Source organism: Streptomyces sp. NPDC096136 (assembly GCF_044763325.1).
Taxonomy (GTDB): domain Bacteria; phylum Actinomycetota; class Actinomycetes; order Streptomycetales; family Streptomycetaceae; genus Streptomyces.
In genome coordinates this window covers 421,560-447,826 of the sequence record NZ_JBIWFZ010000004.1, presented here as the reverse complement: position 1 = coordinate 447,826, position 26,267 = coordinate 421,560, and the positions used below count along the sequence as shown (strand labels likewise).

Below are 26,267 nucleotides of genomic sequence, written 5' to 3'. Positions count from 1 at the left end.
CCCACCCCGGCGCGTGTGAACGTTCACAGAGGAGTCGCCATGCGGCCGACCGGCGACGCATCGGGCCCGGCCGACACGGCGGACCTCGGGCGACTGCTGCGCGGCGGCCCCTTCCACCTCGCGCTGCGCGCCGCCCTCGCCGCGCGCGGGCTGCCCCTGCACCGGGTGCAGCACCGGCTCGCGGCGCGCGGCATCAAACTCGGGGTCACCAGCCTCAGCTACTGGCAGCAGGGCGCCCGCCGCCCCCGCCACCGGGAGTCACTGCGGGCCGTCTCGGCCCTGGAGGAGATCCTGGACCTCCCCCGGGGCTCACTGCTGCGCCTGCTGGCCGACCCGGGCCCCGCCGCCGGCCCGGCCCGGCCGGCCGCCCGGCCCTACCGGGCGCTGGTGAGCGTCGGCGCGGCGGTGGAACGGCTGCTGGAGGGGATGGAGCTCCCGGCCGACGGCGGCCTGCACACGGTCGGCCACCACGAGCGGGTCCGCATCGGCCCGGACGGGGAGCTGCGCACGCGCGCGTCGCAGCAGATCGTGCGGGCCCACCGTGACGGCGTCGACCGCTACCTCGCGGTCCACCACGGAGATCCGGGCTGCGACGCGGCCCGGGTGGAGGTGACGGCGTACGAGAACTGCCGCACGGGCCGGGTCCGCTGCCACCCGGAGACCGGCGTGGTGGTGGCCGAGCTGCTCTTCGACGCGCGGCTGCGGCGCGGGGACACGTACGTCTTCGGCTACGGGATCGAGGACGGCACGGGCGCCCGCAGCACGGAGTACGTGCGCGGCTTCAGCTACGCGGGCGGCCAGTACATGCTCCAGGTCCGCTTCGACGAGGCGGCCCTGCCGGTGCGCTGCCACCGCTTCGCCCGCACCTCCCCGGGAGCGCCGCGCAGCTCCCTCGCCGACCTCACCCCGAGCGGCCGCCACCGCGCGGTCCACCTGGTGGAGCAGGCGGTCCGCCCGGGCATCCTGGGCATCGCCTGGGACTGGGGGTAGGGCCGCCCCGCAGTCGGCCGCGGTCGGCCGCGGTCAGCCCGCGATCAGCTTGCCGTTCTCCGCCTTCACCGGGACGGACGGGAGGGGCTCGGTGGCCGGGCCGCGCAGGACCTTGCCGGTGGTGACGTCGAAGCGGCTGCCGTGGCAGGGGCAGTTGCCCTCTCCCTTGTCGATCGTGTCGAGGACGCAGCCGGCGTGGGTGCACTGGGCGCTGAACGCCTTGTACTGGCCCTCCGCCGGGCAGCTGACGACGACCTTGCGCTCGCGGAACAGCTTCGCTCCGCCGACCGGGACGTCCGTCACGGCGCCCAGCTCGACCGGCTCCTTCGGCACGGCGGCGCCGCCCGCGCCGCTGCCGCCCCCGGTCGAGCAGGCGGAGAGCGCCGCACCGGCGCCCACGGTCCCGGCGAGCGCGGCGGCGCCCTTGAGGACGGTACGGCGGGCGGCGGGCTGTGACGCGGACATGTGGTTCTCCTGGCGCGAGGGGGCGGGCCCCGGGCGGGGCCCACCCGACCCTACCGGCGCCCGATGGGATAGCTTCCCCCGCGTGATCGTCGTCGGCGGAGAAGCCCTGATCGACCTCGTGCCCCTGGCGGAGCCGCCGGGCGCGCTGCTGCCCCGGCCCGGGGGCGGACCGTACAACACCGCCCTGGCGCTGGGGCGGCTCGGGGCGGAGGTCGCCTTCTGCTCCCGGGTGTCGGCGGACGGCTTCGGCGAGGTGCTGCTCGCCGGGCTGCGGGCCGCCGGGGTGGACCTCTCGCTGGTGCGGCGGGGGCCCGAGCCGACCACGCTGGCCGTGCCCTCGCTGGCGCCGGACGGCTCGGCCGCGTACGGGTTCTACGTCGAGGGCACCGCCGACCGGCTGTTCTCCCTGCCCCCCGCGCTGCCGGCGCGGGCGAGGGCCCTCGCGCTCGGCACCTGCTCGCTGGCGCTGGAGCCGGGCGCGAGCGCGTACGAGGCCCTGCTGCGGCGGGAGTCGGGCCGCGGGCTGCTGACCCTGCTCGACCCCAACGTCCGCCCGGCGCTGATCGCGGACCCGGACGGCTACCGGGAGCGGTTCCTGGGCTGGCTGCCGTACGTGTCCGTGCTGAAGCTGTCGGAGGAGGACGCGCACTGGCTGGGCGGCCGGGTCGGGGACTGGCTGGCGGCGGGGCCCTCCGCCGTGGTGCTGACCCGGGGCGCGGCGGGGCTGACGGTGTGGACCGCGGACGGCGCGGAGCACAGCGCGGCGGCCCGTCCGGTGGCCGTCGCGGACACCATCGGCGCGGGCGACACCGTCAACGCGGCGCTGCTGCACCGGCTCGCGGGCCTCGCGGGCCCCGGCGCGGCGGACTGGCCCGCGGTCCTCGCCTACGCGGCCCACGCGGCGGCGCTGACCTGCACCCGGGCGGGCTGCGAGCCGCCGTACGCGGCCGAGCTCGGGCTCAGCCGATAGCGGCCCACAGGGTCCGGGCGAGCGCCGGGGCGAACTCCTCGACCGGCTGGACCACCTCGGCGCCGGAGAAGTGCAGGAAGAAGGCCCGCTGGAAACAGGCGCCGAGCAGCAGCGCGGCGGCGGCGCGGGGGTCGGCGCCGGCCCGCAGCCGCCCGGCTCCGAGCTCGCGGCGCAGCCGTCCTTCCAGGGCGTCGAGCACCACGTGCGGGCCCGCGCCGATCTCGTGGACCCCTTGGCGGTGGCGGGTGAGCAGGGCGGGCTCGGCGAACAGCGAGGCCGCCATCGGCATGGCCTCGGCGTAGAACAGCGAGGCGTGCCGGGCGATGTCGGAGAGGGCCTCCTGGAGGGCGTGGCCGCCGGGGCCGGCGTCGGCGTCGAGGGCGGCCATGAGCGGCCCGGCGTTGGGGGTGCGCTCCATCAGCACCCGTACGAACAGCTCTTCCTTGTTGGCGTAGTGCTTGTAGAGCGCGGCCTCCGAGCAGCCGGCCTCACGGGCGATGGCCTTGGTGGTGGTGTTGGCGAGGCCGATGGTGCGCATGAGGGTCTCGGCGGCGTCCAGCAGCCGCTCGGAGGCGGGCCGGGTTGACTTCGGGGTGGGCATTCACTCACCCTAGTGGACACGAGGGTGAGTGAATACTCACCCACCATCCTCGACGGGGGTCCACGATGAAGATCACGGTGTTCGGGGCGACGGGCGGCGTGGGCCGCGAGGTGGTCCGGCAGGCCCTCGCCGCGGGCCACGAGGTGACGGCGGTCGTCCGCGACCCCGCGCGGCTGGAGGTGCCGGCCCAGGAGCGGCTGCGGGTGGCGGTGGTGAAGGACCTCACGGACCGGTCGGCGCTGCTGCCGGTCCTGGCGGGGCGGGACGCGGCGGTCTCGGCGCTGGGCTCCGCGAGCAACAAGCAGGCCCGGCTGCACCCGGTCGCCGGGCCGGCCCTCCGGTCGGTCGTCGCGGCGATGGAACGGGCGGGGGTCGGCCGGCTCGCCGCGGTCAGCGCGGCGCCGCTGGGGCCGGACGCGGAGGGGGACGGGGTGCTCCTGCGGAAGGCGGGCTATCCCCTGCTGCGGTGGGCGCTGCGCGACCTGTACGCGGACCTTGCGGTCATGGAGTCCGTCATCGCGTCGGCGAGCGGGGTGCGGTGGACGGTGGTCCGGCCGCCGCGCCTCCTGAACCGGCCGGGCACCGGTCGCTACCGCCGCGCCGTGGACTCCAACGTCCCGGGCGGCCGGGTCATCGCCCGCGCCGACGTGGCGACGGCCCTCCTGGACGTCCTGTCCGACCCCGCGACGGAGGGCCACGCGGTGGGCGTCGCCGCGTAAGCCCTGGCCCCGTCCTTCACCCGTTCCCCGGGACTCCGCCCCAGACCCCGCGCCTCAAGCGCCGCGCGGGCGCGAAGCGCACGTACGGGGTCCGGGGCTTGCCCGGGGAACGGTGGAAGGGCGGGGCGGGGACGGCTCCGCGCAGCGGCACCCGCCCTCGCCCCCGGGTACGGGCTACGCCTTGCGCGCGGCCCGGGCCGTCTTCTTCGCCGGGGCGGCCTTCTTCCGCGCGCCCCGCGCCACCGGCACCGGCGCGGCGTCGGAGATCCGCTCCGCCCCGAGGATGTCCCGCAGGAACTTGCCGGTGTGGCTCGCGCCCACCGACGCGACCTGCTCCGGCGTCCCCTCGGCGACGACGAGACCGCCGCCGTAGCCGCCCTCGGGGCCCATGTCGACGACCCAGTCCGCGGTCTTGATGACGTCCAGGTTGTGCTCGATGACGATCACCGAGTTCCCCTTGTCCACCAGGCCCGACAGCACCTTGATCAGCTTCGAGATGTCCTCGAAGTGCAGACCGGTCGTCGGCTCGTCCAGCACGTACACCGTCCGCCCCGTCGACCGCTTCTGGAGCTCGGACGCCAGCTTGACGCGCTGCGCCTCGCCGCCCGACAGCGTCGGGGCCGACTGCCCGAGGCGGACGTAGCCCAGGCCGACCTCCGTCAGCGTCTTGAGGTGCCGGGCGATCGTCGGGACCGCCTCGAAGAACCCCAGCGCCTCCTCGATCGGCATGTTCAGGACTTCCGCGATGGACTTGCCCTTGTAGTGGACCTCCAGCGTCTCCCGGTTGTACCGGTCGCCGTGGCAGACCTCGCAGGGGACGTAGACGTCCGGCAGGAAGTTCATCTCGATCTTGATCGTGCCGTCGCCGGAGCAGTTCTCGCAGCGGCCGCCCTTGACGTTGAAGGAGAAGCGCCCCGGCAGGTAGCCGCGCACCTTCGCCTCCATCGTCTCCGCGAAGAGCTTGCGCACGTGGTCGAAGACGCCCGTGTACGTGGCCGGGTTGGAGCGCGGCGTCCGGCCGATCGGCGACTGGTCGACATGGACCACCTTGTCGACCAGGTCGTCGCCGTCCACCCGGGTGTGCCGCCCGGGCACGGACCGCGCGCCGTTCAGCTCGCGCGCCAGGTGCGTGTACAGGATGTCGTTGACCAGCGTGGACTTGCCGGAGCCCGACACGCCCGTGACCGCCGTGAGGACGCCCAGCGGGAAGGACACGTCGATGTCCCGCAGGTTGTTCTCCTTGGCGCCGTGGACGGTGAGCCTGCGCTCGGCGTCCACGGGCCGGCGGACGTCCGGCACGGGGATGGACTTCTTGCCGGACAGGTACTGGCCCGTCATCGACTCGCCGTTCTTCAGCAGCTCCTTCAGCGAGCCGCTGTGCACCACCTTGCCGCCGTGCTCGCCGGCGCCCGGGCCGATGTCCACGACCCAGTCGGCCACCTTGATGGTGTCCTCGTCGTGCTCGACGACGATCAGCGTGTTGCCCATGTCCCGCAGCCGCACCAGCGTCTCGATCAGCCGGTGGTTGTCGCGCTGGTGCAGGCCGATGGACGGCTCGTCCAGCACGTACAGCACGCCGACCAGGCCGGAGCCGATCTGCGTCGCCAGGCGGATGCGCTGGGCCTCGCCGCCCGACAGGGTGCCGGCTGCGCGGTTGAGGGAGAGGTAGTCCAGGCCCACGTCCACCAGGAAGCGGAGCCGCTCGTTGACCTCCTTGAGGACCCGCTCGGCGATCTTCTTGTCGCGGGCGTCGAGCTTCAGCCGTCCCAGGAAGTCGGCGCACTCGCTGATCGACATCGCGGCGACCTCGGCGATGGACCGCTCCATCACCGTCACCGCGAGCACGATCGGCTTGAGCCGGGTGCCCTCGCAGGTCGGGCAGGGCACCTCGCGCATGTAGCCCTCGAAGCGCTCACGGCTCGCGTCGCTCTCGGACTCGGCGTGCCGGCGCTTGACGAACGGCACGGCGCCCTCGAAGGCCGTGGTGTACGCGCGCTCGCGCCCGTACCGGTTGCGGTAGCGGACCTCGATCTGGGTCTTGTGCCCGTACAGCAGGGCCTTCCTGGCGCGCTGCGGCAGCCCGGCCCACGGGATGTCGGTCCGGAAGCCCAGCTCCCCGGCGAGCGCGCCGACGAGGCGCTGGAAGTAGTCCTTGGTGTGGCCGAGCGACCAGGGCGAGACCGCGCCCTCGTCCAGCGACTTGTCCTCGTCCGGGACGATCAGCTCCGGGTCCACCTCCATGCGCGTACCGATGCCGGTGCACTCGGGGCAGGCGCCGAAGGGCGAGTTGAAGGAGAAGGAGCGCGGCTCCAGCTCCTCGAAGGACAGGTCGTCGTAGGGGCAGTAGAGGTGCTCGGAGTACATCCGCTCGCGCTCGGGGTCGTCCTCGGCGAGGTCGACGAAGTCCAGGATCACCATGCCGCCGGAGAGGCCGAGGGCGGTCTCGACGGAGTCGGTGAGCCGGCGCTTGGCGCTGTCCTTGACGGTGAGGCGGTCGACGACCACCTCGATGGTGTGCTTCTCCTGCTTCTTCAGCGCGGGCGGCTCGGAGAGCTGGATCGTCTGGCCGTCCACCCGGGCGCGGCTGTAGCCCTTGGTCTGGAGGTCGGCGAAGAGGTCGACGAACTCGCCCTTGCGCTCGCGCACCAGCGGCGACAGCACCTGGAAGCGGCTGCCCTCGGGCAGGGCCAGGACCTTGTCGACGATCGCCTGCGGCGACTGCCGGGAGATCGGGCGGCGGCACTCGGGACAGTGCGGCTTGCCGATGCGGGCGAAGAGCAGGCGGAGGTAGTCGTAGACCTCGGTGATCGTGCCGACGGTGGAGCGGGGGTTGCGCGAGGTCGACTTCTGGTCGATCGAGACGGCCGGGGAGAGGCCCTCGATGAAGTCGACGTCGGGCTTGTCCATCTGCCCCAGGAACTGGCGGGCGTACGACGAGAGCGACTCGACGTAGCGGCGCTGGCCCTCGGCGAAGATCGTGTCGAAGGCCAGGGAGGACTTGCCCGAGCCGGAGAGTCCGGTGAAGACGATGAGGGAATCGCGGGGCAGGTCGAGCGAGACGTTCTTCAGGTTGTGCTCGCGAGCGCCACGAACGATGAGACGGTCGGTCACGCCGGTCCGCACCTTTCTTGAGAGAGCGGGGGCACGGGCCCCGGCTGTCCAGGGTATGGGGGGCGCCTCTGCGGTGGACTGTGTCTGGACTATCGAGCGTATAGCACGCACATTCGATTTACGGCACGCGCAAGAGGGCTTCACCCGATCGTGTGGCGGGGGCCTCCCGGCCACTAGGCTCGGACCCATGACTGATCATGTGCACGACCTGGCCTCTGTACGTGAAGCCACCGAACGGCTGCTGAACGCGGTCGCGAAACTGGACAACGCCTCCCTCTCCGAGGAGTCACACCTCCCGGGCTGGACCCGCGGCCACATCCTGGCCCACCTGGCGCGCAACGCCGACGCCCTCGTCAACGTCTTCGAGGGCCGCCCCATGTACGAGAGCGCCGCCGCCCGCGACGCGGACATCGAGCGCGACGCCGGCCGGCCCCTGGAAGAACACCTGGCGGACCTCCGTGATTCCGGGGCCCGCTTCCTCGCCACCACCGAGCCCGCCCAGGACTGGCGGCGCACGGTCGAGCTGCGCAACGGCGTCACCGACCTCGCGGCGAACGTGCCCTTCCGCCGCCTCGTCGAGGTGGAGCTCCACCACGTCGACCTGAACGTCGGCTACGAGCTCTCCGACCTCCCGGAGGAGTTCGCCGACCGGGAGATCGCCTTCCTCGCCGACCGCTGGTCCGGCCGCCCCGACGTCCCGCCGGTCACCCTCCGGTTCCCGGACGGCGGGTTCGTCGCGCGCACGGGCGGCACCGAGGGCGCCCCGGTGGCCCTCAGCGGCGCGCGGGACGACCTGCTCGGCTGGCTGGCCGGCCGCGGCTCCAAGGGCGCCCACCTCGCCATCGAGGCCGGCGACGCCGTGCCCGAACTCCCCGCGCTCTAGGATTCCGACATGACGTACAGCGGAGCGGTGAAGGTCGGCGGTCCCGCCGACGTGCACGAACTCGCGGACCTGATGATCTCCAAGGTCGCCGTGGGTTCCATGAACAACAACGCGTACCTGCTGCGCTGCCGGGCCACCGGCGAGCAGCTCCTGATCGACGCGGCGGCCGAGCCGGACACGCTGCTGAGCCTGATCGGCGACGACGGCATCGCGTCCGTCGTCACCACGCACCGGCACGGCGACCACTGGGGCGCGCTCCAGGCCGTCGTCGACGCCACCGGGGCCCGGACGTACGCGGGCGCCTTCGACGCCGAGGGCATCCCCGTCCCCACGGACGTACCGGTCCAGGACGGGGACGTGATCACGGTCGGACGGGTCTCCCTGACCGCCCGCCACCTGGTCGGCCACACCCCCGGCTCCATCGCCCTCGTCTACGACGACCCGCACGGGCACCCGCACGTGTTCACCGGCGACTGCCTCTTCCCCGGCGGCGTCGGCAACACCTGGGGCGACGCGAAGAACTTCGCCAGCCTCATCGACGACGTCGAGACCAAGCTGTTCGGGCAGCTGCCGGACGAGACCTGGGTCTACCCGGGCCACGGGAACGACACCATGCTCGGCACCGAGCGCCCCCACCTCGCGGAATGGCGCGAGCGCGGCTGGTGACCCGCGGGCGCATGTGCCGCCGTCAACACCGTGCGGCCATGCGCTCCTTCCGGTCGACCTCGACCGAACGCATGTCCCGAGGGGGCGGGCTGGGGTAGTTGCTGCACCATGCGACACCACCCCTCCCCGTCCCCCGTCCCCTCCCCGCGCGTGCGCCCGCCCGGCGCCGCCGCCTCCCCCTCGATGCTGCGGCTCGCCCTGGCCTCCCTGATCGGGACCGCCATCGAGTTCTACGACTTCTTCGTCTACGGCACGGCCGCCGCCCTGGTGCTGGGCCCGCTCTTCTTCCCCTCGTTCTCCCCGCTCGCCGGGACCCTCGCCGCCTTCGGCACGTTCGGCATCGGCTTCCTCGCCCGGCCGCTGGGCTCCGTGCTCTTCGGGCACATCGGCGACCGCTACGGGCGCCGCCCCGTGCTGCTCGCCTCCCTGCTGCTGACGGGGCTGGCCACGGTGGCGGTCGGGTGCGTGCCCTCGTACGCCTCCATCGGCATCGCCGCGCCCGTCCTGCTGCTCCTGCTGCGCTTCCTCCAGGGGCTCGGGCTCGGCGGGGAGTGGGGCGGCGCGGTGCTGCTGACCGCCGAGCACGCCCCCGAGGGGCGGCGCGGGCTGTGGTCGAGCTTCCCGCAGATGGGCCCGTCGGCCGGGTTCCTGCTGGCCAACGGGCTGACGCTGGCGCTGTCCGGCGCGCTGAGCGACGAACGGTTCACCGCCTGGGGCTGGCGGGTGCCGTTCTGGTGCGCGGGGCTCCTGGCGCTGGCCGGACTGTGGCTGCGGCGGTCGGTGGAGGAGACCCCGGAGTTCCGCGCCCTCACCGAGACCGGCCGACGGGCCGAGTCCCCGCTGCCGGAGGTCCTACGGGGCCACTGGCGGCTGCTCCTGCTCACCGGCGGGGCGATGTCGGCCGGGTACGCCGTCTTCTACGCGGTCACCACCTGGTCCCTGGCCTACACGACCGGGCGCCTGGGCATGGACCGCACCCTGATGCTGGCCGTGGTGATGGCCGCCGTCCTGCTGATGGGACTGGTGACGGCCCCGCTGGCGGCGCTCGGCGACCGCTGGGGGCGGCGGCCGCTGTGCCTGGCCGGGAGCGCGGCCTGCGCGGTGTGGATGTTCCCCTTCGTGGCCCTGCTGAGCAGCGGGGACCCGCTGCTGGTGACGGTGGCCTGCGCCGGCGGGCTGCTGGCGATGGTCCTGATGTACGCCGTGGCGGGCGCGTACCTGCCCGAGCTGTACGCCCCGCGGATCCGCTGCACCGGTGCCGCCGTCGGCTACAACCTCGGCGGGCTGGTGGGCGGCGCCCTGACCCCGGTCGTGGCGACGGCCCTGGCGGCCGGCTCGGGGCCGCCGTGGGGTGCGGCGGTCTACCTGACGGCGGTCGCCCTGCTCAGCCTCGCCTGCTTCGCCCTGCTCCCGGAGACCCGGCCGGCCCCGGCCGGGGACGAAGCCGGGGCCGGGAACGGAGCCGGGACCGGGGACGGACCCGGGGCGGGCGCGGACACGGGAGCGGGGGCGGCCGAAGCGGCCGCCCCCGCGTAGCCGGGCCCCGCGGGGCCCGGCCGGATCAGGCGTCGACGCTCTGCGTCTCCTCGGCGGCGGCTTCGGCCGCCGCCTGCTTCTTCGAGGCGATCAGGCTGGTGATCGTGGTGATCACCAGGACGCCGCAGATGACGCCCAGGGAGACCGGGATGGAGATCTGCGGGACGTGCACCCCGGACTCGTGCAGGGCGTGCAGCACCAGCTTGACGCCGATGAAGCCCAGGATCACGGACAGGCCGTAGCTGAGGTGGACCAGCTTCTTGAGCAGGCCGCCGATCAGGAAGTACAGCTGGCGCAGACCCATGAGGGCGAAGGCGTTGGCGGTGAAGACGATGTACGGGTCCTGGGTGAGGCCGAAGATCGCGGGGATCGAGTCCAGGGCGAAGAGGACGTCGGTGGTGCCGATGGCGAGCATGACGACCATCAGCGGGGTCAGGACGCGCTTGCCGTTGGTGCGGATGAAGAGCTTGGTGCCGTGGTAGCGGTCGGCGACGCCGAACTTCTTCTCGATCGACTTGAGGAGGCGGTTCTCCTCGAACTCCTCTTCCTCCTCGTCCTTGCGGGCCTCCTGGATCAGCTTCCAGGCGGTGTAGATCAGGAAGGCGCCGAAGAGGTAGAAGACCCACGAGAAGCTGGTGATGATCGCGGCACCGGCGGCGATGAAGACCGCGCGCAGGACCAGGGCGATCAGTACGCCGATCAGCAGGACGCGCTGCTGGAGGTGGGAGGGCACCGAGAACTTCGCCATGATCAGGACGAAGACGAAGAGGTTGTCCACGCTCAGGGACTTCTCGGTGATGAAGCCGGCGAAGAACTCCTGCGAGGCCTGGCCGTTGCCGGTGAACAGCAGGCCGAGGCCGAAGAGGACGGCGAGGACGATCCAGACGACCGTCCAGGTTCCCGCTTCCTTGATGGAAACGTCATGGGGCTTGCGGCCGATGAGGAAGTCGGCGCCGATGAGGATGCCCAGACCGACGATGGTCAGCACCCATAGGGTCAACGAAACGTCCACGGTATTCACGCCTCCGGCGGATGGCTCAGCACATGGTCAGCGTCATCGCTGCCGGAGGTCTCTTCCACCCGGTCGGCTCGCGGGGCCGTGGGCCGGCGCCCCGGGACCACTGCGTCGAATGAACCGAGCAGTCCGTACTGACGGGAACGCCGCGCAGGAAATAGCAGGAATACTCCCCTCCGCAGGTCCCAGGGTACCCGGAGAAGGGGTCAAAGGTAAAGGGATCACCAAAGAGGGGTCACCCGATGGTCATCGGCCGGTCATGGGCGGCCCCCTGCCCGCCTAGGGGCGGGCGCCCCGGCGGGCCCGGGCGACGCGGTCCAGCGCCTGGTCGAGGACCCCGCTGCCCTGCGGGGGCAGGTCCGGCTCGAAGGTCCAGGCGTGCTGGACCCACGGGTCCGCGAGGTGGTGGTCCGGGACGGGCGACAGCCGCATCAGCGAGCGCCACAGCGGGTCCAGCAGCGGCCCGTACGCGGAGGCCTCGTCGCGGTCGGCGACCATCAGCAGGTGCACGCCAACCACCGGCCCCTCGTCGGCCAGGTAGCGCAGCCGGGTGACGGCTCGGTCGTCGAAGCCGTGCGGGAAGTCGTGCACGATGAGCAGCTGCTCGGCGGGGTCCAGGTCCGGGGGCAGGTCCTCGGGCGCGCCGGCGCGCAGCGCCATCTGTACGAGGTCCACCCGCCGGGTCAGCCGCTCGAGGGTCTCGGCGACCCCGGCGGCGCCGGCGGCGGGCGGCGCGGCCAGCACCCCGGCGCGCACCAGCGGGGCCAGCGCGGCGGAGCCCGCCCCGGCCGCGTCGATGACGTGGACGGAGAACCGGTCGGCGGGGTGGACGGCGAGCAGCCGGGCGGCGTGGGCGACGGCCATGTCCAGGGCGGCGCGGCGCAGCCGGTCGGTGTCCATGGCCATGGCGGCCTCGGAGCCGGTGCGGCCGTTGTCGATCCACAGGCCGCGCTCCAGCGGGAGCCGCATCAGCAGGGGGATCCGCAGGCCCGGGCTCTCGGGCAGGCCGAGGTTGCCCAGGCGCAGGGCGAGGGGGCCTTCCGCGGGGGTGTCGCCGCCGTGCCAGACGGGGTGGTCCCAGCGGGCGTACGCGGCCGGCAGCGCGGGTTCGACCACCTCGGACTCGGCGGTCAGCTGGGCCAGGTCGCGGTCGAGGACGGCGCGGGCCCGGGCGACCAGTTCGTCGCGGCGGGCCCGGGCGGTCTCCCGGGCGTCGTCGGAGCCCGCGAGGCGGCGGCTCGGGTCGGACAGGGCCTCGTCCAGCTCGCGGTCGAGCCGGGAGTCGGCGAAGTCGACGGCGCTGCGGTAGGCGGCGACGGTGCGGGCCAGGTCCTCGAACATGCCCCAGACCTGGTTGTAGAGCCGCTCGTCCATGGACCAGCCGGCGGCGTCCCCGGCGACGGGAACCGGGGGCCCTTCCGGGCCGGCGGGGTCGGCGGGGTCGGCGGCGGGTGCCGGGCGGGGCGCCGGCTCGGGCGGCTCGGCGGTGGTGCGGCGGCGGCGCGGGTGGGCGTAGTCGATGGTGGGCCGGGACCCGTCGGGCTCGGCCGGGGCCGGCGCGGGGCCGGGCGGGCCGGCGTGGGGGACTGCGGAGACGGGGATCGGGTCCGGCGGCGCGGGGGCGGTCGCGGGCGGCTGCGGGGCGAGGTGGCGGGTGGGGTCAGAGCCCTGGGCGTGCGGGCCCTGGGCACCCGAGCCCTGGCCGTCCGAGCCCTGGCCGTCCGAGCCCTGGGCGTGCGACGGGAGGGAGGCGGGCGGGCGGCCGGCGTCGTCGGTGCGGCGGGCCGTGCGCAGGGCCTCTTCGGTCAGGGCGGCGGCCTGCGGCGCGGGCAGTCCCCCGTCGGCGAGGAGGGCCGCGAGTCCGTCGGCGTACCCCTGGCCGACGGCCCGTACCTTCCAGGCGCCCTGGCGGCGGTAGAGCTCCAGGGCGATGAGGGCGGTCTCGGCGTCGAGGTCGGTGGGGGCGAAGGCCGCGAACTCGGCCCCGCCCTGTTCGGCGACCGCCAGGTGCGGTGCGGGCACGGCGCCGAAGCGCAGGGGGCCGCCGGGCGGCAGGACGAGGACCACCCCGATGCTGTGGACCCCGGTCTCGACGGCGTCGAGGTCGACGGCCAGGGTGTGCCGCTCGGCCGGCTCCTCGGAGACCCGGACCCCCGGGAGGCCGGGGGCGCCCGGGTGCGCCAGGGCCCCGGGGCCGGTGAGTCGGCCCCGTTCGTCCGCGAGCGAGGCCAGCGCGAGCACGGCGGTGCCCGCCGAGACCCTGATCTCCACCCGGCTGTGGGACACGGGGTGGTTCTGCCCCCGGACCAGTTCGGCCGTCATCGTGCAGCCCCTCCCCCGTGCCTTCTTCTCTTGTTTCCCGGTGTTCCGGTGTCCGTGTGCCGGTGTTACAGGTGCGGCAGGATCGCCGGCATGAGGTCCTGGAAGGTCCGGCCGTTGGCCGGGTTGCCGAGGGCCGTCATCTGCCAGCCGCCGCCGACCCGGGACACCTTCGCCATGATCTGGGCGGTGTACTGGCCGCCGCCGTCGAGGGTGTAGCGGGCCAGTTCCTGGCCGTTGGTCTCGTCGACGATGCGGCAGAACGCGTTCTGCACTTCCTGGAAGGTCTGGCCGGTGAACGAGTTCACCGTGAAGACGATCGTGTCGATGTGGACCGGTACGCGCTGGAGGTCGACGAGGATGGCCTCGTCGTCCCCGCCCTGGCCGACGCCGCCGACGAGGTTGTCGCCGGTGTGCCGGACCGAGCCGTCGTCGCTCTGCAGGTGCCGGAAGAACACCACGTCCACGGGCTGCTTGTCGGCGAAGAGCACCGCCGAGGCGTCCAGGTCGATCTCGCGGGTGCGCGAGCCGAACAGCCCCCGGCGCTTGGCCGCCTGCCAGCCGAGGCCCATGCGGACCGCGGTCAGCGTGCCCCCGCCCTGCTTCTCCAGACTGATGGCCTGACCCTTGGTCATGTTGACCGTCACGCGCGTCCCCTCTCCATAGCCACCCCCAGGCAGCGTGTACCTGCGGCTGTTCCCACACCCTACTGACCGGCCACGGGTCAGGCGAGGCCCGCTTCCCGCATCTGCCGGAGCTCCTTCTTGAGCTCGCCCACCTCGTCCCGGATGCGGGCCGCGACCTCGAACTGGAGCTCGGCGGCCGCTCCCCTCATCCGCTCGGTCATCTGCTCGATCAGGGCGGCCAGTTCGGCGGCGGGACGGTCCGTGAGCACCTCGGCGCCCTTCGCCCCCTTCGCTCCCTTGGCCCCCTTGCCGGCCTTGGCCGGGGCGGCCGCGCCGAGCGCCGGGACCGGGGCCTTCGCGCCCTTGCCGTCCTTGGTCTGCCGGTAGCCGGTGCCGAGCAGCTGTTCGGTGTCGAGCTCCTCGCGGGCGATGGTGGCGACGATGTCGTTGATCTTCTTGCGGAGCGGCTGCGGGTCGATGCCGTTGGCCGTGTTGTACGCGATCTGCTTCTCGCGCCGCCGGTTGGTCTCCTCGATGGCCTTCTCCATCGCGGGGGTGATCTTGTCCGCGTACATGTGGACCTGGCCGGAGACGTTGCGCGCGGCCCGGCCGATGGTCTGGATGAGGGAGGTCCCGGAGCGCAGGAAGCCCTCCTTGTCGGCGTCGAGGATCGCCACGAGCGACACCTCGGGCAGGTCGAGGCCCTCGCGCAGGAGGTTGATGCCGACCAGGACGTCGTACTCGCCGGAGCGCAGCTCGCGCAGCAGCTCGATGCGGCGCAGGGTGTCGACGTCGCTGTGCAGGTAGCGGACCTGGATGCCGAGCTCCAGGAAGTAGTCGGTGAGGTCCTCGGCCATCTTCTTGGTGAGGGTGGTGACCAGGACGCGCTCGTCCTTCTCCACCCTCTGGCGGATCTCGTGCACCAGGTCGTCGATCTGGCCCTCGGTGGGCTTGACGACGACCTCGGGGTCGACGAGGCCGGTGGGGCGGATGATCTGCTCGACGAAGCCGTCGGCGCGCGAGAGCTCGTAGGTGCCGGGGGTGGCCGACAGGTAGACGGTCTGGCCGATGCGCTCCTGGAACTCCTCCCACTTCAGCGGCCGGTTGTCCAGCGCGGACGGAAGCCGGAAGCCGTGGTCGACCAGGGTCCGCTTGCGCGAGGCGTCGCCCTCGTACATCGCGCCGATCTGCGGCACGGTGACGTGCGACTCGTCGATGACGAGGAGGAAGTCCTCGGGGAAGTAGTCGATGAGCGTGTTGGGCGCGGAGCCGCGCTCGCGGTCGTCCATGTGCAGCGAGTAGTTCTCGATGCCGGAGCAGGAGCCGATCTGGCGCATCATCTCCAGGTCGTACGTGGTGCGCATGCGCAGGCGCTGGGCCTCCAGCATCTTGCCCTGCTTCTCCAGCTCGGCGAGGCGCTCGGCCAGCTCCGCCTCGATGCCGGCGATCGCCTTCTCCATGCGCTCGGGGCCGGCGACGTAGTGGCTGGCGGGGAAGACGTACAGCTCGCGGTCCTCGCTGATGACCTCGCCGGTCAGCGGGTGCAGGGTGGAGAGCGCCTCGATCTCGTCGCCGAACATCTCGATGCGGACGGCCAGTTCCTCGTAGACCGGGAAGATCTCGATGGTGTCGCCGCGCACCCGGAAGGTCCCCCGGGTGAAGGCCACGTCGTTGCGGGTGTACTGGATGTCGACGAAGCGGCGCAGCAGCCGGTCCCGGTCGATCTCCTCGCCGACCTTGAGCGGGACCATCCGGTCCACGTACTCCTGCGGGGTGCCGAGGCCGTAGATGCAGGACACGGAGGCGACCACGATCACGTCGCGCCGGGTGAGCAGCGAGTTGGTCGCGGAGTGGCGCAGCCGCTCCACCTCCTCGTTGATCGAGGAGTCCTTCTCGATGTAGGTGTCCGACTGCGGAACGTAGGCCTCGGGCTGGTAGTAGTCGTAGTACGACACGAAGTACTCGACGGCGTTGTTCGGCAGGAGCTCGCGGAACTCGTTCGCCAGCTGGGCGGCGAGGGTCTTGTTCGGCGCCATCACCAGGGTCGGGCGCTGGAGCTTCTCGATCATCCAGGCGGTGGTCGCCGACTTGCCGGTGCCGGTCGCACCCAGCAGGACGACGTCCTTCTCACCCGCGCGGATGCGCTTCTCCAGCTCGGCGATGGCCGCCGGCTGGTCGCCGCTGGGCTGGTAGGGGCTGACGACCTCGAAAGGCGCCACCGTTCGTTCGATCTTCGATACGGGCCGCATGACTCCACCGTACGGCCCCCCACTGACACTCGGGCGCCCGCACGCGCCCCGCGCCCGCCCGGAGGCGTCCCCCGGGAGGGCGACGGGTCCGTCGGACGGAGCGGGCCTCCTCCTTTCTGGTCCGTTTGTCGTAGTTCGGTGGCGTCCGTGTGATCTTCGAGCCCATGATCGCGGTGAACGCTCCGCCGTGAAGTGCACAGCCACAACATCTGCCGCTCCGCACCCGTCTGACGCAGGAACAGGGCTCACGACCCGAGGAGAACGCACATGTACGTCCGATCCGCCGCCGCCGCGGCAGCCGCCGCCTTCCTGGGCTTCACCCTGACCGTGCTGGGCGGGACGGCGCCGGCCTCCGCCGGTCCCGGATCCGCGCCGGGTTCGGCGGGGCTCCTGGGCCCCACCGTGTACGCCCACCGGGGGGCCTCCGCCTACGCCCCGGAGAACACCCTCGAAGCGATCGACCTGGCGATGCGGCTGGGCTTCGACTGGGTCGAGAACGACGTCCAGCGGACCAAGGACGGCGAGCTGGTGGTGATCCACGACGACACCCTGGCCCGCACCACCGACGTCGAGCAGGTCTTCCCCGACCGCAAGCCCTGGCGGGTCAAGGACTTCACGGCGGCGGAGATCGCCCGGCTGGACGCGGGCAGCTGGTTCTCCGCGCGCTTCGCCGGCGCCCGGGTGCCGACCCTGCGGCAGTACATGGAGCGGGTCCAGGACAACCGCCAGCGGCTGCTGCTGGAGATCAAGAAGCCGGAGCTCTATCCGGGGATCGAGGAGCAGACCCTGAAGGTCCTGGGGGAGACCGGCTGGCTGGACGCTCAGCACGTCGCCCGCCGGCTGGTGGTGCAGAGCTTCAGCGCGGATTCCGTGCGCGTCGTGCACCGCCTGCGCCCCGACCTGGTCACGGCCTTCCTGGGCACCCCGACCGTGGCCGACCTGCCCCGGTACGCCGAGTTCACCGACCGGATCAACCCGTGGCACACGACGATCTCGGCCGACTGGGTGGCGGCGGTGCACCGGCTGCGGGGGGCGCACGGCAGGGCGATGGAGGTGGACACCTGGATCGTGGACGACGCGCCCACCGCCCGGAAGGTCCGGGAGATGGGCGTGGACGGGATCATCACGAACGCCCCCGACGTCGTACAGGAGGCCGTGGGCGGCTACTAGCGGCTGCGGGCCCGGGGCCTTCGCGGGCGGGGCTGTCGGTGGGGAGCCGTACCGTGGAGGCGTGGACAGCACCGAGCGGCCCCGCGGGCCGCACCTCGAATGGACCGTCCTCCCCAGCGAGATCGGTCCCCTGCTCCTGGCCGCGACCCCCGAGGGTCTGGTCCGGGTGGAGTTCCATGCCGGGCCCGACCGGGTCGGCCGGATGATCGACGCGCTGGTCTCCCGGCTCGGCGCCGACGCCTGGCGGCCGGACCCGGGCCGGGAGGAGCTGCTGGCGGAGCCGATACGCCAGCTGAAGGCGTACTTCGCGGGGACGCTGCGCCGCTTCGACCTGCCGCTGGACTGGCGGCTCAGCTCCGGGTTCAACCGCCAGGTGCTGCTGGAGCTCGACCGGTCGGTGCCGTACGGGTCGGTCGTCGGGTACGGCGAGCTGGCCGCCCGGGTCGGGCAGCCGGGGGCGGCCCAGGCCGTGGGCAACGCCATGGGCTCCAATCCGCTGCCGCTGGTGGTGGCCTGCCACCGGGTGGTGGAGAACGACGGCGGCATCGGGGGCTTCGGGGGCGGGCTGGAGGCCAAGCGGACCCTCCTCGCACTGGAGGGCGTCCTCCCGCGGCCCCTCTTCTAGGCGGACCCTTCCGGACCCCGGTCCCGGCCGCGCGTCCGGGCCCGCGTCCGGGCGCGCTTCCGGCACCGCTCCCGGCACCGCTTCCGGGCCCTCCCTTCCGGGCCCCGGCCGTCCGGCTTTACCCGGTTCCCCCAGGCGGTAAGGGGTGGGACACTGCGGCGGTGACTACTGCTGCCGCCTGCGGCCCCACCGCGTACGGTCCCGCACGACCCGTCCCGCCCGCGCGCCCGCGACGGGGGTGTCCGGCGTGACGGCCTCCCCCGGAACCCCGCCCGCGGCCTCCTCCGCCGCGCCGCCGGCCGCCCCGGCCGTCTCCGCGGCGGAGCTGCCCCGCATCCAGCGCCGGATCTCCGCGGTCCTGATCGCCGGGCAGATGCTGGGCGGCCTCGGCGTGCCGATCAGCATCGCCCTGGCCCCCGTACTGGCCACCGAGATCAGCGGCACCGAGGCCCTGTCCGGCTTCGCCTCCACCGCCGCGGTGATCGGTACCGCCCTGGTCTCCCTGCCGCTCGCCGCCCTGACGACCGCCCGCGGGCGCCGGGCGGGGCTGGTGGCGGGCTACGCGATCGGCACGCTCGGGGCGGGCCTCGTCGTCCTGGCCGCCTCGCTGAAGAGCTTCCCGCTGCTCATGCTCGGCATGGCCGCCTTCGGCGCCGCCTCCTCGGCCAACCTCCAGGCCCGCTTCGCCGCGGCCGACCTCGCCGCCCCCGACCGGCGGGCCCGCGCGATCTCGGTGGTGGTCTGGGCCTCCACCGTCGGCGCGGTGCTCGGCCCCAACCTCTCCGCCCCGGCCAGCGACAGCTTCGCCGGCACCTCCATACCCCAGACGGCGGGGCCCTTCGTCTGGGCCGCCGCCGTCTTCGTCCTCACCGGCACCCTGCTCGCCACCCTGCTGCGTCCGGACCCGCTGCTGACCGCCCGGGCGCTGGCGGCGCCCGGCGAGGAGACCCGCCAGGGCCGCTCGCTGCGGGCCGGGCTGGCGGCCGTCAAGGCCTCGCCGCGGGCGCGGCTGGCGCTGCTCACCGTCGCGGTGTCGCACACCACCATGGTCTCGATCATGGTGATGACCCCGGTCGACCTCGGCCACCACGGCGCCGGCCTGAAGCTGGTCGGGCTGGTGATCAGCGGGCACATCGCGGGCATGTTCGCCTTCTCGCCGGTCATGGGCTGGCTCGCCGACCGGCTCGGCAGGTTCTCCGTGATCGGCCTCGCCGCCGGGCTGCTCTCCCTCGCCGCCCTGCTGGCCGGGACCGCCGCCGGCGACCACGCGCAGAGCGCGGCGGGCCTCTTCCTGCTCGGCCTGGGCTGGTCGGCCGGCATGGTCTCCGGCTCGGCGCTGCTGACCGACTCGGTGCCGCAGCCCGCGCGGGCCGCCGTCCAGGGCCTGAGCGACCTGACGATGAACGCGGCGGCCGGCCTCGGGGGTGCGGCCGCCGGCCTGGTCATGTCCCAGGCCGGCTACGGCTGGCTCAACGCGATCGGCGCGTCGCTGCTGCTGCCGATGGCGGCGCTGGCCCTGTTCACCGCCCGGCGCCACCCGGCGGCCGCCGCGCGGCAGGAGGAGGTCAGAGGTTGATGTGGTAGGCCTTGCGCAGCGTCTCGTGGACCGTCCAGGTGGTCCGGTCGCCCTCGCGCAGCACGCAGGCCGATCCGGGAGCCAGCTCCAGCGTCGCGCCGCCCTCGACCTCGACGGTGGCGCGGCCGCTGACGACCACGAACAGCTCGTCGGCCTCGGTGTCGGTGACCACCCCGGGGGTGATCTGCCAGATGCCCCGGATCTGGGATCCGTCCTCGGACTCCCAGAGCACCTTCCCCGTCACCACCGGGCTGCCGGAGACGATCTGCGCGGGGTCGATGTCCTCGGCCTCCAGCTCGCCGTCGGGGACGTCCGCGACGGAAAGGGCGAAGGAGGCGGGGGCTTTGTGGTCACTGGTGCTCATGGTGCGCCAGCCTAGGGCGGTCGCACCGGCCGCGGGGTGATCAGAGCGTCCAGCGCGGACGCCGTGCACGCGTCACTCCGTCGAGCCGCGGGGGCGGCTTCGCGCCGGAGTGGGGAGGTGCGCGTTTGGGGGTCCGCATCCCGTGCCATGGATGGGGACATGCCACAGCACAGAGCATCCGAGGTCCCGGTCCTGTCGGACGAGGTGCGCGAGGCGCTCGCCGCGCGCAGGCCCGTCGTCGCCCTGGAGTCGACGATCATCGCGCACGGCCTGCCCCGGCCCCGCAACCTCCAGGTGGGTCTGGAGCTGGAGGAGCTGGTCCGCGCGGAGGGTGCGGTCCCGGCGACGGTGGCGGTGGTCGACGGGGTGGCGTACGCGGGCCTGGACAAGGCGGGCCTGGAGCGGATCGCGGCGGGCGAGGGTGTGCGCAAGCTCGGCCACCGCGACCTCGCCCCGGCCCTCGCGGCGGGTGCCACGGGCGCGACGACGGTCTCGGCGACGGCCCTCCTGGCCGCGCGGGCCGGCCTGCGGGTCTTCGCCACGGGCGGCCTGGGCGGCGTGCACCGGGAGTTCGCGCAGACCCAGGACGAGTCGGCGGACCTGTCGCTGCTGGCGCGCACCCGGATCACGGTGGTGTGCGCGGGGGTGAAGTCGATCCTGGACGTCCCCGCCACGCTGCAGCGGCTGGAAACGCTCGGCGTCGGTGTCGTCGGCTACCGGACGAACCGTTTCCCCGGGTTCTACCTGGCCGACTCCGGCGAACCGGTGGACTGGACGGTGGAGCGCCCGGAGGAGGTGGCGGACGTGATGGCCGCCCAGGACGCCGTGGGCGGACCCGGGTCCGCCCTGGTGGTGGCCAACCCTGTCCCTGCGGAGGAGCAGTTGGACCCCGCTCTCCACGACCGCGTCCTGGCGCAGGCGCTGGCCGAGTGCCGGGAGCGCGGGATCACGGGGCAGGCGGTGACACCGTTCCTGCTGGGGTTCCTGGTACGGGCGACCGGCGGGGCCTCCCTGGAGGCGAACCTGGCGGCGGTACGGGGCAACGTGCGGCTCGGGTCCCGGATCGCCGGGGCGTGGGCGGACCGGGCGTGACGGGGGCACCGGGTGCGCTGCTGGTCGTCGGGGACGTGGTCACGGACGTGGTGGCGGTGCACCGGGAGCCCCTCGCCCCGGCCACCGACACCGCCGCCCGCATCCGCACCCTGCCCGGCGGCGCCGGCGCCAACGCGGCCTGCTGGGCGGCCCGTACGGGCACCGCCGAGGTGCGGCTCCTCGCCCGCGTGGGCTGCGAGTCCGCGCGCTGGCACGAGCGGGCGCTCGTCGACGCGGGGGTGCGGCCCCGGCTGGTGGTGGACCCGGCCGAGCCGACCGGAACGGTGGTGGCGCTGGTCGGGGAGGACGCGGAGCGGACGTTCCTCACCGACAGCGGGGCCTCCCTGCGGCTGTGCCCCGCCGACTGGGCGCCCGCGCTGCTGGACGGCGCCGCCCACCTCCACCTGTCCGGCTACCTGTTCTTCGCCGAGCCGAGCCGGGAGCTGGCCCTGGTCGCGCTGCGGGCCGCCCGGACGCGGGGGGTGCCGGTCAGCGTCGACCCGGCGTCGGCGGGGTTCCTCGCCGAACTGGGCCCCGAGGCCTTCCTGGCGGCGGTGGCGGGGGTCGGGGTCCTCCTGCCGAACGAGGACGAGGCCCGGCTGCTGGCCGGCCTGCCGGACACGGCCCGGGCCGCCGAGGCCCTCAGCCGGCGGGTGCCGCTGGTGGTGGTGACGCGGGGCACGGGCGGGGCGCTCGTCGCCGAGGGCGGGCGGATCACGGCCGAGGTCGAGGCGGAGCCCGCGGAGGCGGTGGACACCACGGGGGCGGGCGACGCGTTCACCGGCGGCTTCCTGGCCGCCCGCCTGTCCGGCGCCGCCCCGACGGCGGCCACCCGCGCGGGCTGCCGCGCGGCGGCCCGGGCGGTGACCCGCCTGGGCGGCCGCCCCTGAGCCGGCCGGACGTCCCGAGGAAGGTCCGGCGGATCAGCCCCTGGGGTGTGTCCGCTGCTTCGCGGACAGCCCCTGGGGGCTGTCGTCGAAGTCCCGTCGTCGAAGTCCCGTCGTCGCCCGCGGGGCAGACGGGAGTTCGACGACAGCCCCTAGCGGTCGCGCAGTCCGGTCCAGGCCGGGTGGCGGGGGTCGTCCGCGCGGACCAGGACGTCCGCCGTCGACGCCGGGTCGGTCTCCCGGGCGTAGCGGGCGAACGCCGGCAGGGTCCAACGCTCGGAGGGGGCCGTGCGCCGTGCCAGCGCCCCCTCCGAGAGGCTGATGTGCACGCTCAGGTCGAAGGGGAACCAGTGGCCCAGCAGCAGCGGGCCGTGCACGATCAGGGCTCCGCCCGGGGGGAGTTCGGCGTACGGGCTGCGGGTCGCGCGGTCGGTCACCGGGTCCCACAGGTCCGGCAGGACCCGCCCGCTGCCGCCCGGGTCCGTCGGCGCGAAGACCTCGCGCCACAGCGCGCCGGTGTCGTACCAGCCGCCGAGGTACGCGTCCACGTCCTCCCGCCCGAACTCGAACCGCAGGGACGCCGGCCGCAGGAACCCCCCAGCCGCCACCACCTGCACCGACCGGCCGCGCAGCCGCAGCGCCTCGGCCAGTTCACCGGCCAGGACCCCGGTGTCGGCCGCCGGGGCCCCGTCGATGCCCACGCGGTGCCACGTACCGCCCTCCGGGGGCGCGCCGAGGTGGCCGGCGAGCCGCTCGGCCATCCGCTGCCAGGTGATCGCTTCGAGCTTCACGGGCCCATTGTCAGTGGTCGCGCTTAGCGTTTTTCACGAGGGATCACCGGTGAACAGGAGCCGGCGGCCCGACTCTTCGGGGAGGGGTCTGTCATGGCTCGGGAAACGACGTACCTGGAGCTGTCCCAGGAGGACGGCGCGGCGCACAAGTTCTACGAGGTGATCGTGGACGGCGTCCTCGTCTCCGTGCGCTACGGCCGCATCGGCGCGGCCGGGCAGCTGCAGAGCTCGTCGTTCCCGACCGTGGAGAAGGCCCGGGCGGCCGCGGCCAAGAAGATCGGCGAGAAGGTCCGCAAGGGGTACGCCCCGGCGGTGCGGGGGGCGCGGGCCGCGCGGGCGGTGACCCGCCGGCAGGTGGCCTCGGCGCCGTCGACGGCCCGCGCGGTGGCTCCGGTGCTGTGGCGCTTCCGCACCGGCTCCGCGGCCTTCGGCATCCACGTGGACGAGGACCGCTGCTGGGTCGGCAACCAGGCCGGGGACGTCTACACCGTGAGCCACGGCGGCGAGGTGCTCGCCCGCTACTCGCTGCCGGACGGGGTGAAGTGCCTGGTCGCGGACGAGTTCTGGATCTATGCGGGCTGTGACGACGGCACCGTGTACGACCTGTCGTCGAAGGTGCCGTTCGCGGCGTACGGGATAGCGGCCGATGTCGACATCTACTGGCTCGACATCCACGAGGGCGTGCTCAACGTCTCCGACGCGAACGGCGGCCTGACCGTCATCGACCACGAGGACGAGCACCAGTGGTCGCGCAGGTCCGCCGGCGGCGGCGCCTGGATGGTCCGGGCGGACGAGCGGGCGGTGTACCACGGCCACAGCGGCGGTGTGACGGCCTACGCGGCCGACGGCACGGGCCAGTTGTGGCACACCAAGACGCCCGGCGGGGTGCTGTTCGGCTGGCAGGAGCAGGACGCGGTGTACGCGGGCACGGTGCGCAACACCGTGCAGCGCCTGTCGAAGGCGACGGGCGCGGTCGAGGCCTCGTACCCGTGCGACGCGGCCGTGTACTCGTGCGCGACGTCGCCGGACGGCCGCCACGTGTTCGCCGGTGACTCCTCGTCCTCGGTGTACTGCTTCGACGCCGACGGGCGGCGGCTGTGGAAGCTGGGCACCGGCGGCGGGTCCGCCCTGTCGATGCAGTACCTGGACGGGCGGCTCTACCTGGTCACGACGGACGGCTCGCTGGTGTGCGTGGACGCGAGCGAGGCGGCCATCGCGGCGGCCCAGCAGGGGTCCGTGCCGGCGGCGGTGGACGTGAAGTCCGCTGCGGCACTGCCGGTCTTCACCCCGGCGGCCTCGGCGGCGGCGGTGGCGACGGTCTCGGTCGCCTCGGTCCCGTCGGGCGGTGTCGTGGTCGAGTGCGTGCAGGTGGGCGGCCGGATGCGGGTGCAGGTGGTGTCGGACGGCTTCGAACCGAGCTGGAACGTGCAGTTCCCGCGCGGGATACGGGAGGCCGGGGCCCGGTACGTGGTGGACGGGCTGCACGCGGCGACCGGTGGCTTCTACCGGGTGCGCGGGGAGATACGCCGGCTGGTCTGACCCGTCGGGCCGCCGGGGCCGCGGTCCGCGGGCGGTGTCGTGGTGGACGGGGGTCTCCACGGCACGGCCCGCGGGCGCGCGGAGGCCGTCGCGCAGGCGTGCTCCGGGCAGTGGCAGGGGCGGGCGCCGGGCGGGGGCGGGGCGGGGACGGCCCAGGGGTCGTCCCCGGCGAGCCCGCAGGTGATGTGGAGGACGACGGGGGCGGTGCCGAGGTTGCGGCCGAGGTGGACGTGGTCGTGGCCCTCGGGTTCGACGAAGGCGGCCCCCGCGGGGTGGACCTCGACGGTGCCGTCGCACAGGATCCGGGTGAGGGTGCCGGAGGCGACGACCGCGATCAGCGGGACCAGGTGGTAGTGCCAGCCCGTACAGCCGCCGGGTGCGATGACGACCTCCCGGCCCGTCAGGTCCTCCGGGAACCCGGTTCTCGGGCGCCGCTGCGCCGTGGCCTGCCGTCCGCCCATGCGCTGTCCTCCCCGCGCTCTCCGCCATGGGCTCGCCGCGGCCCGTACCGGGTGACGCTAGGCCGAGGCCACGAGGTCCGGACAGATTTTCGCAATACCCAAATAACCCATCCCCGCAAGGTGATAGAGGACCCGGTCGGCGGTATCACCACGGCATGAGTCTCGTCGTCTTCGAGTCACAGAAGCCGATCCACTGCGCCGAGTGCCGACAGGGCCCCCTGCGCCGCCTCGTCCGTGAGGCCGGTGTGCCGCGCTGTCTGGACTGCGCCGATCTCGGGCACCTCGTCTACCTGCCGCGCGGCGACGCGGCGCTCACCCGCAGGGCGCGGGAGGCGAGTTCGCTGTCGGCCGTCGTGGTGCGCCGGCACCGGGGACGCCGCCGCTACGAGCGCCAGGGCCTGCTGGTCGAGGACGCCGCGCTGGCCCGCGCCGAGCGGGCCTGCCTCGCCGACGCCGACGCCCGGGCCCGGCGCAGGGAGCGCGACCGGCGCCGCCGCGCGGCCGAGGACGTACGGTTCACGGCGGCCTTCGCCGCCGAGATACTCCGGCTGTTCCCCGGCTGCCCGCCCGAGCGGGCGCGGGCGATCGCCGCCCACGCCTCGGTGCGCGGCAGCGGGCGGGTGGGCCGCACCGCGGCAGGCCGGGCCCTGGACGGGCAGGCGGTGTCGATGGCGGTCCGGGCGGCCGTGCGGCACACGGACACCGAGTACGACGCGCTGCTGATGGCCGGGGTGCACCGGTTCGAGGCCCGTGCCCGGCTGGCGGCGCGGATCGACTCGATCCTCGACGGCTGGCGCGCGGGCCCCGTCAGCTGACGCGGAAGCGGCGGTAGAGGAGCACTCCGCCGAGGAGCAGGGCGCCGCTGCCGGGCAGCAGGTAGCCGAGGCCGTCGGAGCCGGTGTGGGCCAGGGCCGAGGTGTCGCCGGGCGGCAGGGACGGGGCGGCCGGCGCGGTCGGGGGCGGCGTGGCCGGCCGCTCGGCCACCGGCGGCACGGGCTGGGGCGGCTTGGCTCCGGCGGGGGTCTCGCCGTTCACGGAGGTGTTGCCGTGGGAGGCGTTGCCGACGCCGACGACGTCGACCGAGTTCCCGCTGACGTTGAGCGGGAGGTCCACGGGGAGCTGGATGCCGTTGCCCGACAGCAGCCCCGGCGATCCCTTCGCCCCGCCCTGCGCGACGGCCCCTCCCCCCTGGCCGGATCCGGGTTTCGCCGGATGGGCGGGCCTCGGATCGGGATGGCCGCCGTCCGGGGCCGCGTTGGTACAGCGGTTGCCCGCGGCGGGGTTGAGGACTCCGGCCACGTTCACGGTGTTCCCGCACACGTTGACCGGGACGTGCACCGGCAGCTGCACCAGGTTCCCCGAGAGCAGCCCCGGCGACCGCTCGGCGGATCCGCCGGCGTCGGCGTCGGCGTGGGCGAGGCCCACCCCCGCCACCGCCAGGCCGCCACCCGCGACCATCGCCGCGATCACGCCGTTCCGACGACTGTGACGCATCAGTCTTCCTGCCTTCCGGAGGGTTTCAGGGGCGTCGCGCCCGTACCGGAGACAACGCGGTAGACCCGTTCGGGTTATAGAGCCGGTAGGCATTTCACTCCATCGTGTACTGGGTAGT

General features: G+C 73.9%; 24 protein-coding genes. 13 read left to right on the top strand and 11 right to left on the bottom strand.

The window, feature by feature from the left end:
• Positions 1–39 precede the first annotated feature (39 nt).
• Positions 40–990 (top strand): hypothetical protein, encoded by a 951-nt coding sequence (locus ACIRBY_RS11240; protein ID WP_403899264.1) that lies wholly within the window; start codon positions 40–42, stop codon positions 988–990.
• A gap of 33 nt (positions 991–1,023) precedes the next feature.
• Here ACIRBY_RS11240 and ACIRBY_RS11235 read toward each other — a convergent pair whose 3' ends face one another.
• On the bottom strand, positions 1,024–1,455 hold the full coding sequence (locus ACIRBY_RS11235) for a Rieske 2Fe-2S domain-containing protein (protein WP_403899261.1): 432 nt from the start codon (positions 1,453–1,455) through the stop codon (positions 1,024–1,026).
• An 82-nt stretch (positions 1,456–1,537) separates the two neighbouring features.
• Here ACIRBY_RS11235 and ACIRBY_RS11230 point away from each other — a divergent pair, with 82 nt between their 5' ends.
• Complete coding sequence (locus ACIRBY_RS11230) at positions 1,538–2,425, top strand: carbohydrate kinase (protein WP_403899259.1); 888 nt, start codon at positions 1,538–1,540, stop codon at positions 2,423–2,425.
• Here ACIRBY_RS11230 and ACIRBY_RS11225 read toward each other — a convergent pair.
• Positions 2,415–3,026, bottom strand: a complete 612-nt coding sequence (locus ACIRBY_RS11225) for a TetR/AcrR family transcriptional regulator (RefSeq protein WP_403899256.1) — start codon at positions 3,024–3,026, stop codon at positions 2,415–2,417. The two genes, ACIRBY_RS11230 and ACIRBY_RS11225, sit on opposite strands and share 11 nt — an antisense overlap.
• A 65-nt stretch (positions 3,027–3,091) precedes the next feature.
• Here ACIRBY_RS11225 and ACIRBY_RS11220 point away from each other — a divergent pair, with 65 nt between their 5' ends.
• A complete protein-coding gene (locus ACIRBY_RS11220; protein ID WP_403899253.1) occupies positions 3,092–3,745 on the top strand; it encodes an NAD(P)-dependent oxidoreductase in 654 nt (217 codons plus the stop codon).
• A 174-nt stretch (positions 3,746–3,919) separates the two neighbouring features.
• Here the strand turns inward: ACIRBY_RS11220 and uvrA are convergent, their stop codons facing one another.
• Positions 3,920–6,856 (bottom strand): excinuclease ABC subunit UvrA, encoded by a 2,937-nt coding sequence (uvrA, locus tag ACIRBY_RS11215; RefSeq protein ID WP_403899251.1) that lies wholly within the window; start codon positions 6,854–6,856, stop codon positions 3,920–3,922.
• A 187-nt stretch (positions 6,857–7,043) separates the two neighbouring features.
• Here uvrA and ACIRBY_RS11210 point away from each other — a divergent pair, with 187 nt between their 5' ends.
• The 3 genes from ACIRBY_RS11210 (at position 7,044) to ACIRBY_RS11200 (ending at position 9,941) form a co-directional block, all read left to right on the top strand.
• Positions 7,044–7,739 carry a maleylpyruvate isomerase family mycothiol-dependent enzyme gene (locus ACIRBY_RS11210; RefSeq protein ID WP_403899249.1) on the top strand — a complete coding sequence of 232 codons (696 nt, stop codon included), beginning with the start codon at positions 7,044–7,046 and terminating at the stop codon, positions 7,737–7,739.
• Positions 7,740–7,748: 9 nt separating this feature from the next.
• Entirely contained in the window at positions 7,749–8,405 is a 657-nt protein-coding gene (locus ACIRBY_RS11205) for an MBL fold metallo-hydrolase (protein ID WP_403899246.1), read from the top strand.
• Positions 8,406–8,588: 183 nt separating this feature from the next.
• Positions 8,589–9,941, top strand: a complete 1,353-nt coding sequence (locus ACIRBY_RS11200) for an MFS transporter (RefSeq protein WP_403899611.1) — start codon at positions 8,589–8,591, stop codon at positions 9,939–9,941.
• A 25-nt stretch (positions 9,942–9,966) separates the two neighbouring features.
• On the opposite strand, the gene ACIRBY_RS11195 is transcribed toward ACIRBY_RS11200, so the two are convergent.
• The 4 genes from ACIRBY_RS11195 to uvrB all read right to left on the bottom strand — a co-directional run bounded on the left by ACIRBY_RS11195 (position 9,967) and on the right by uvrB (position 16,150).
• Complete coding sequence (locus tag ACIRBY_RS11195) at positions 9,967–10,953, bottom strand: TerC family protein (RefSeq protein ID WP_403899243.1); 987 nt, start codon at positions 10,951–10,953, stop codon at positions 9,967–9,969.
• A 282-nt stretch (positions 10,954–11,235) separates the two neighbouring features.
• Positions 11,236–13,278 (bottom strand): TerD family protein, encoded by a 2,043-nt coding sequence (locus ACIRBY_RS11190; protein WP_403899240.1) that lies wholly within the window; start codon positions 13,276–13,278, stop codon positions 11,236–11,238.
• A 65-nt stretch (positions 13,279–13,343) separates the two neighbouring features.
• A complete protein-coding gene (locus tag ACIRBY_RS11185; protein WP_366451289.1) occupies positions 13,344–13,922 on the bottom strand; it encodes a TerD family protein in 579 nt (192 codons plus the stop codon).
• 77 nt (positions 13,923–13,999) lie between these two features.
• A complete protein-coding gene (gene uvrB / locus ACIRBY_RS11180) occupies positions 14,000–16,150 on the bottom strand; it encodes an excinuclease ABC subunit UvrB (protein ID WP_403899236.1) in 2,151 nt (716 codons plus the stop codon).
• Between the two features lie 267 nt (positions 16,151–16,417).
• Here uvrB and ACIRBY_RS11175 point away from each other — a divergent pair, with 267 nt between their 5' ends.
• The 3 genes from ACIRBY_RS11175 to ACIRBY_RS11165 all read left to right on the top strand — a co-directional run bounded on the left by ACIRBY_RS11175 (position 16,418) and on the right by ACIRBY_RS11165 (position 19,521).
• Positions 16,418–17,320 (top strand): glycerophosphodiester phosphodiesterase, encoded by a 903-nt coding sequence (locus ACIRBY_RS11175; RefSeq protein WP_403899233.1) that lies wholly within the window; start codon positions 16,418–16,420, stop codon positions 17,318–17,320.
• 61 nt (positions 17,321–17,381) lie between these two features.
• Positions 17,382–17,945, top strand: a complete 564-nt coding sequence (locus ACIRBY_RS11170) for a methylated-DNA--[protein]-cysteine S-methyltransferase (protein WP_403899230.1) — start codon at positions 17,382–17,384, stop codon at positions 17,943–17,945.
• Positions 17,946–18,192: 247 nt separating this feature from the next.
• Positions 18,193–19,521 (top strand): MFS transporter, encoded by a 1,329-nt coding sequence (locus tag ACIRBY_RS11165; protein WP_403899227.1) that lies wholly within the window; start codon positions 18,193–18,195, stop codon positions 19,519–19,521.
• On the opposite strand, the gene ACIRBY_RS11160 is transcribed toward ACIRBY_RS11165, so the two are convergent.
• Positions 19,511–19,885 (bottom strand): cupin domain-containing protein, encoded by a 375-nt coding sequence (locus tag ACIRBY_RS11160; protein ID WP_403899224.1) that lies wholly within the window; start codon positions 19,883–19,885, stop codon positions 19,511–19,513. The genes ACIRBY_RS11165 and ACIRBY_RS11160 overlap by 11 nt on opposite strands.
• 159 nt (positions 19,886–20,044) lie before the next feature.
• Here ACIRBY_RS11160 and ACIRBY_RS11155 point away from each other — a divergent pair, with 159 nt between their 5' ends.
• Positions 20,045–20,977, top strand: coding sequence for a pseudouridine-5'-phosphate glycosidase (locus ACIRBY_RS11155; RefSeq protein ID WP_403899221.1), 933 nt, complete (start codon positions 20,045–20,047; stop codon positions 20,975–20,977).
• The gene (locus ACIRBY_RS11150; protein ID WP_403899218.1) at positions 20,974–21,867 is read left to right on the top strand and encodes a carbohydrate kinase family protein; all 894 of its coding nucleotides are present in this window, start codon (positions 20,974–20,976) and stop codon (positions 21,865–21,867) included. The genes ACIRBY_RS11155 and ACIRBY_RS11150 overlap by 4 nt, the downstream gene beginning before the upstream one ends.
• Positions 21,868–22,016: 149 nt before the next feature.
• Here the strand turns inward: ACIRBY_RS11150 and ACIRBY_RS11145 are convergent, their stop codons facing one another.
• The gene (locus tag ACIRBY_RS11145) at positions 22,017–22,655 is read right to left on the bottom strand and encodes a uridine kinase (protein ID WP_403899215.1); all 639 of its coding nucleotides are present in this window, start codon (positions 22,653–22,655) and stop codon (positions 22,017–22,019) included.
• Between the two features lie 93 nt (positions 22,656–22,748).
• Between ACIRBY_RS11145 and ACIRBY_RS11140 the strand changes: the two genes are divergently transcribed.
• Complete coding sequence (locus tag ACIRBY_RS11140; RefSeq protein ID WP_403899212.1) at positions 22,749–24,194, top strand: WGR domain-containing protein; 1,446 nt, start codon at positions 22,749–22,751, stop codon at positions 24,192–24,194.
• Here the strand turns inward: ACIRBY_RS11140 and ACIRBY_RS11135 are convergent.
• On the bottom strand, positions 24,158–24,655 hold the full coding sequence (locus tag ACIRBY_RS11135) for a hypothetical protein (RefSeq protein ID WP_403899209.1): 498 nt from the start codon (positions 24,653–24,655) through the stop codon (positions 24,158–24,160). The genes ACIRBY_RS11140 and ACIRBY_RS11135 overlap by 37 nt on opposite strands.
• 155 nt (positions 24,656–24,810) lie before the next feature.
• Here ACIRBY_RS11135 and ACIRBY_RS11130 point away from each other — a divergent pair, with 155 nt between their 5' ends.
• Positions 24,811–25,470, top strand: a complete 660-nt coding sequence (locus ACIRBY_RS11130; RefSeq protein WP_403899206.1) for a DUF2293 domain-containing protein — start codon at positions 24,811–24,813, stop codon at positions 25,468–25,470.
• Here ACIRBY_RS11130 and ACIRBY_RS11125 read toward each other — a convergent pair.
• A complete protein-coding gene (locus ACIRBY_RS11125) occupies positions 25,463–26,149 on the bottom strand; it encodes a chaplin (protein ID WP_403899203.1) in 687 nt (228 codons plus the stop codon). The genes ACIRBY_RS11130 and ACIRBY_RS11125 overlap by 8 nt on opposite strands.
• Between the last annotated feature and the right edge of the window lie 118 nt (positions 26,150–26,267).

Bases quoted from the DNA above. Each gene is read 5' to 3' on its own strand.
- ACIRBY_RS11240 (WP_403899264.1), top strand. From the start codon at position 40: ATGCGGCCGACCGGCGACGCATCGGGCCCGGCCGACACGGCGGACCTC.
- ACIRBY_RS11235 (WP_403899261.1), bottom strand. From the start codon at position 1,455: ATGTCCGCGTCACAGCCCGCCGCCCGCCGTACCGTCCTCAAGGGCGCC.
- ACIRBY_RS11225 (WP_403899256.1), bottom strand. From the start codon at position 3,026: ATGCCCACCCCGAAGTCAACCCGGCCCGCCTCCGAGCGGCTGCTGGAC.
- ACIRBY_RS11220 (WP_403899253.1), top strand. From the start codon at position 3,092: ATGAAGATCACGGTGTTCGGGGCGACGGGCGGCGTGGGCCGCGAGGTG.
- ACIRBY_RS11210 (WP_403899249.1), top strand. From the start codon at position 7,044: ATGACTGATCATGTGCACGACCTGGCCTCTGTACGTGAAGCCACCGAA.
- ACIRBY_RS11205 (WP_403899246.1), top strand. From the start codon at position 7,749: ATGACGTACAGCGGAGCGGTGAAGGTCGGCGGTCCCGCCGACGTGCAC.
- ACIRBY_RS11200 (WP_403899611.1), top strand. From the start codon at position 8,589: ATGCTGCGGCTCGCCCTGGCCTCCCTGATCGGGACCGCCATCGAGTTC.
- ACIRBY_RS11190 (WP_403899240.1), bottom strand. From the start codon at position 13,278: ATGACGGCCGAACTGGTCCGGGGGCAGAACCACCCCGTGTCCCACAGC.
- uvrB (WP_403899236.1), bottom strand. From the start codon at position 16,150: ATGCGGCCCGTATCGAAGATCGAACGAACGGTGGCGCCTTTCGAGGTC.
- ACIRBY_RS11175 (WP_403899233.1), top strand. From the start codon at position 16,418: ATGTACGTCCGATCCGCCGCCGCCGCGGCAGCCGCCGCCTTCCTGGGC.
- ACIRBY_RS11160 (WP_403899224.1), bottom strand. From the start codon at position 19,885: ATGAGCACCAGTGACCACAAAGCCCCCGCCTCCTTCGCCCTTTCCGTC.
- ACIRBY_RS11155 (WP_403899221.1), top strand. From the start codon at position 20,045: ATGCCACAGCACAGAGCATCCGAGGTCCCGGTCCTGTCGGACGAGGTG.
- ACIRBY_RS11140 (WP_403899212.1), top strand. From the start codon at position 22,749: ATGGCTCGGGAAACGACGTACCTGGAGCTGTCCCAGGAGGACGGCGCG.
- ACIRBY_RS11135 (WP_403899209.1), bottom strand. From the start codon at position 24,655: ATGGGCGGACGGCAGGCCACGGCGCAGCGGCGCCCGAGAACCGGGTTC.
- ACIRBY_RS11130 (WP_403899206.1), top strand. From the start codon at position 24,811: ATGAGTCTCGTCGTCTTCGAGTCACAGAAGCCGATCCACTGCGCCGAG.
- ACIRBY_RS11125 (WP_403899203.1), bottom strand. From the start codon at position 26,149: ATGCGTCACAGTCGTCGGAACGGCGTGATCGCGGCGATGGTCGCGGGT.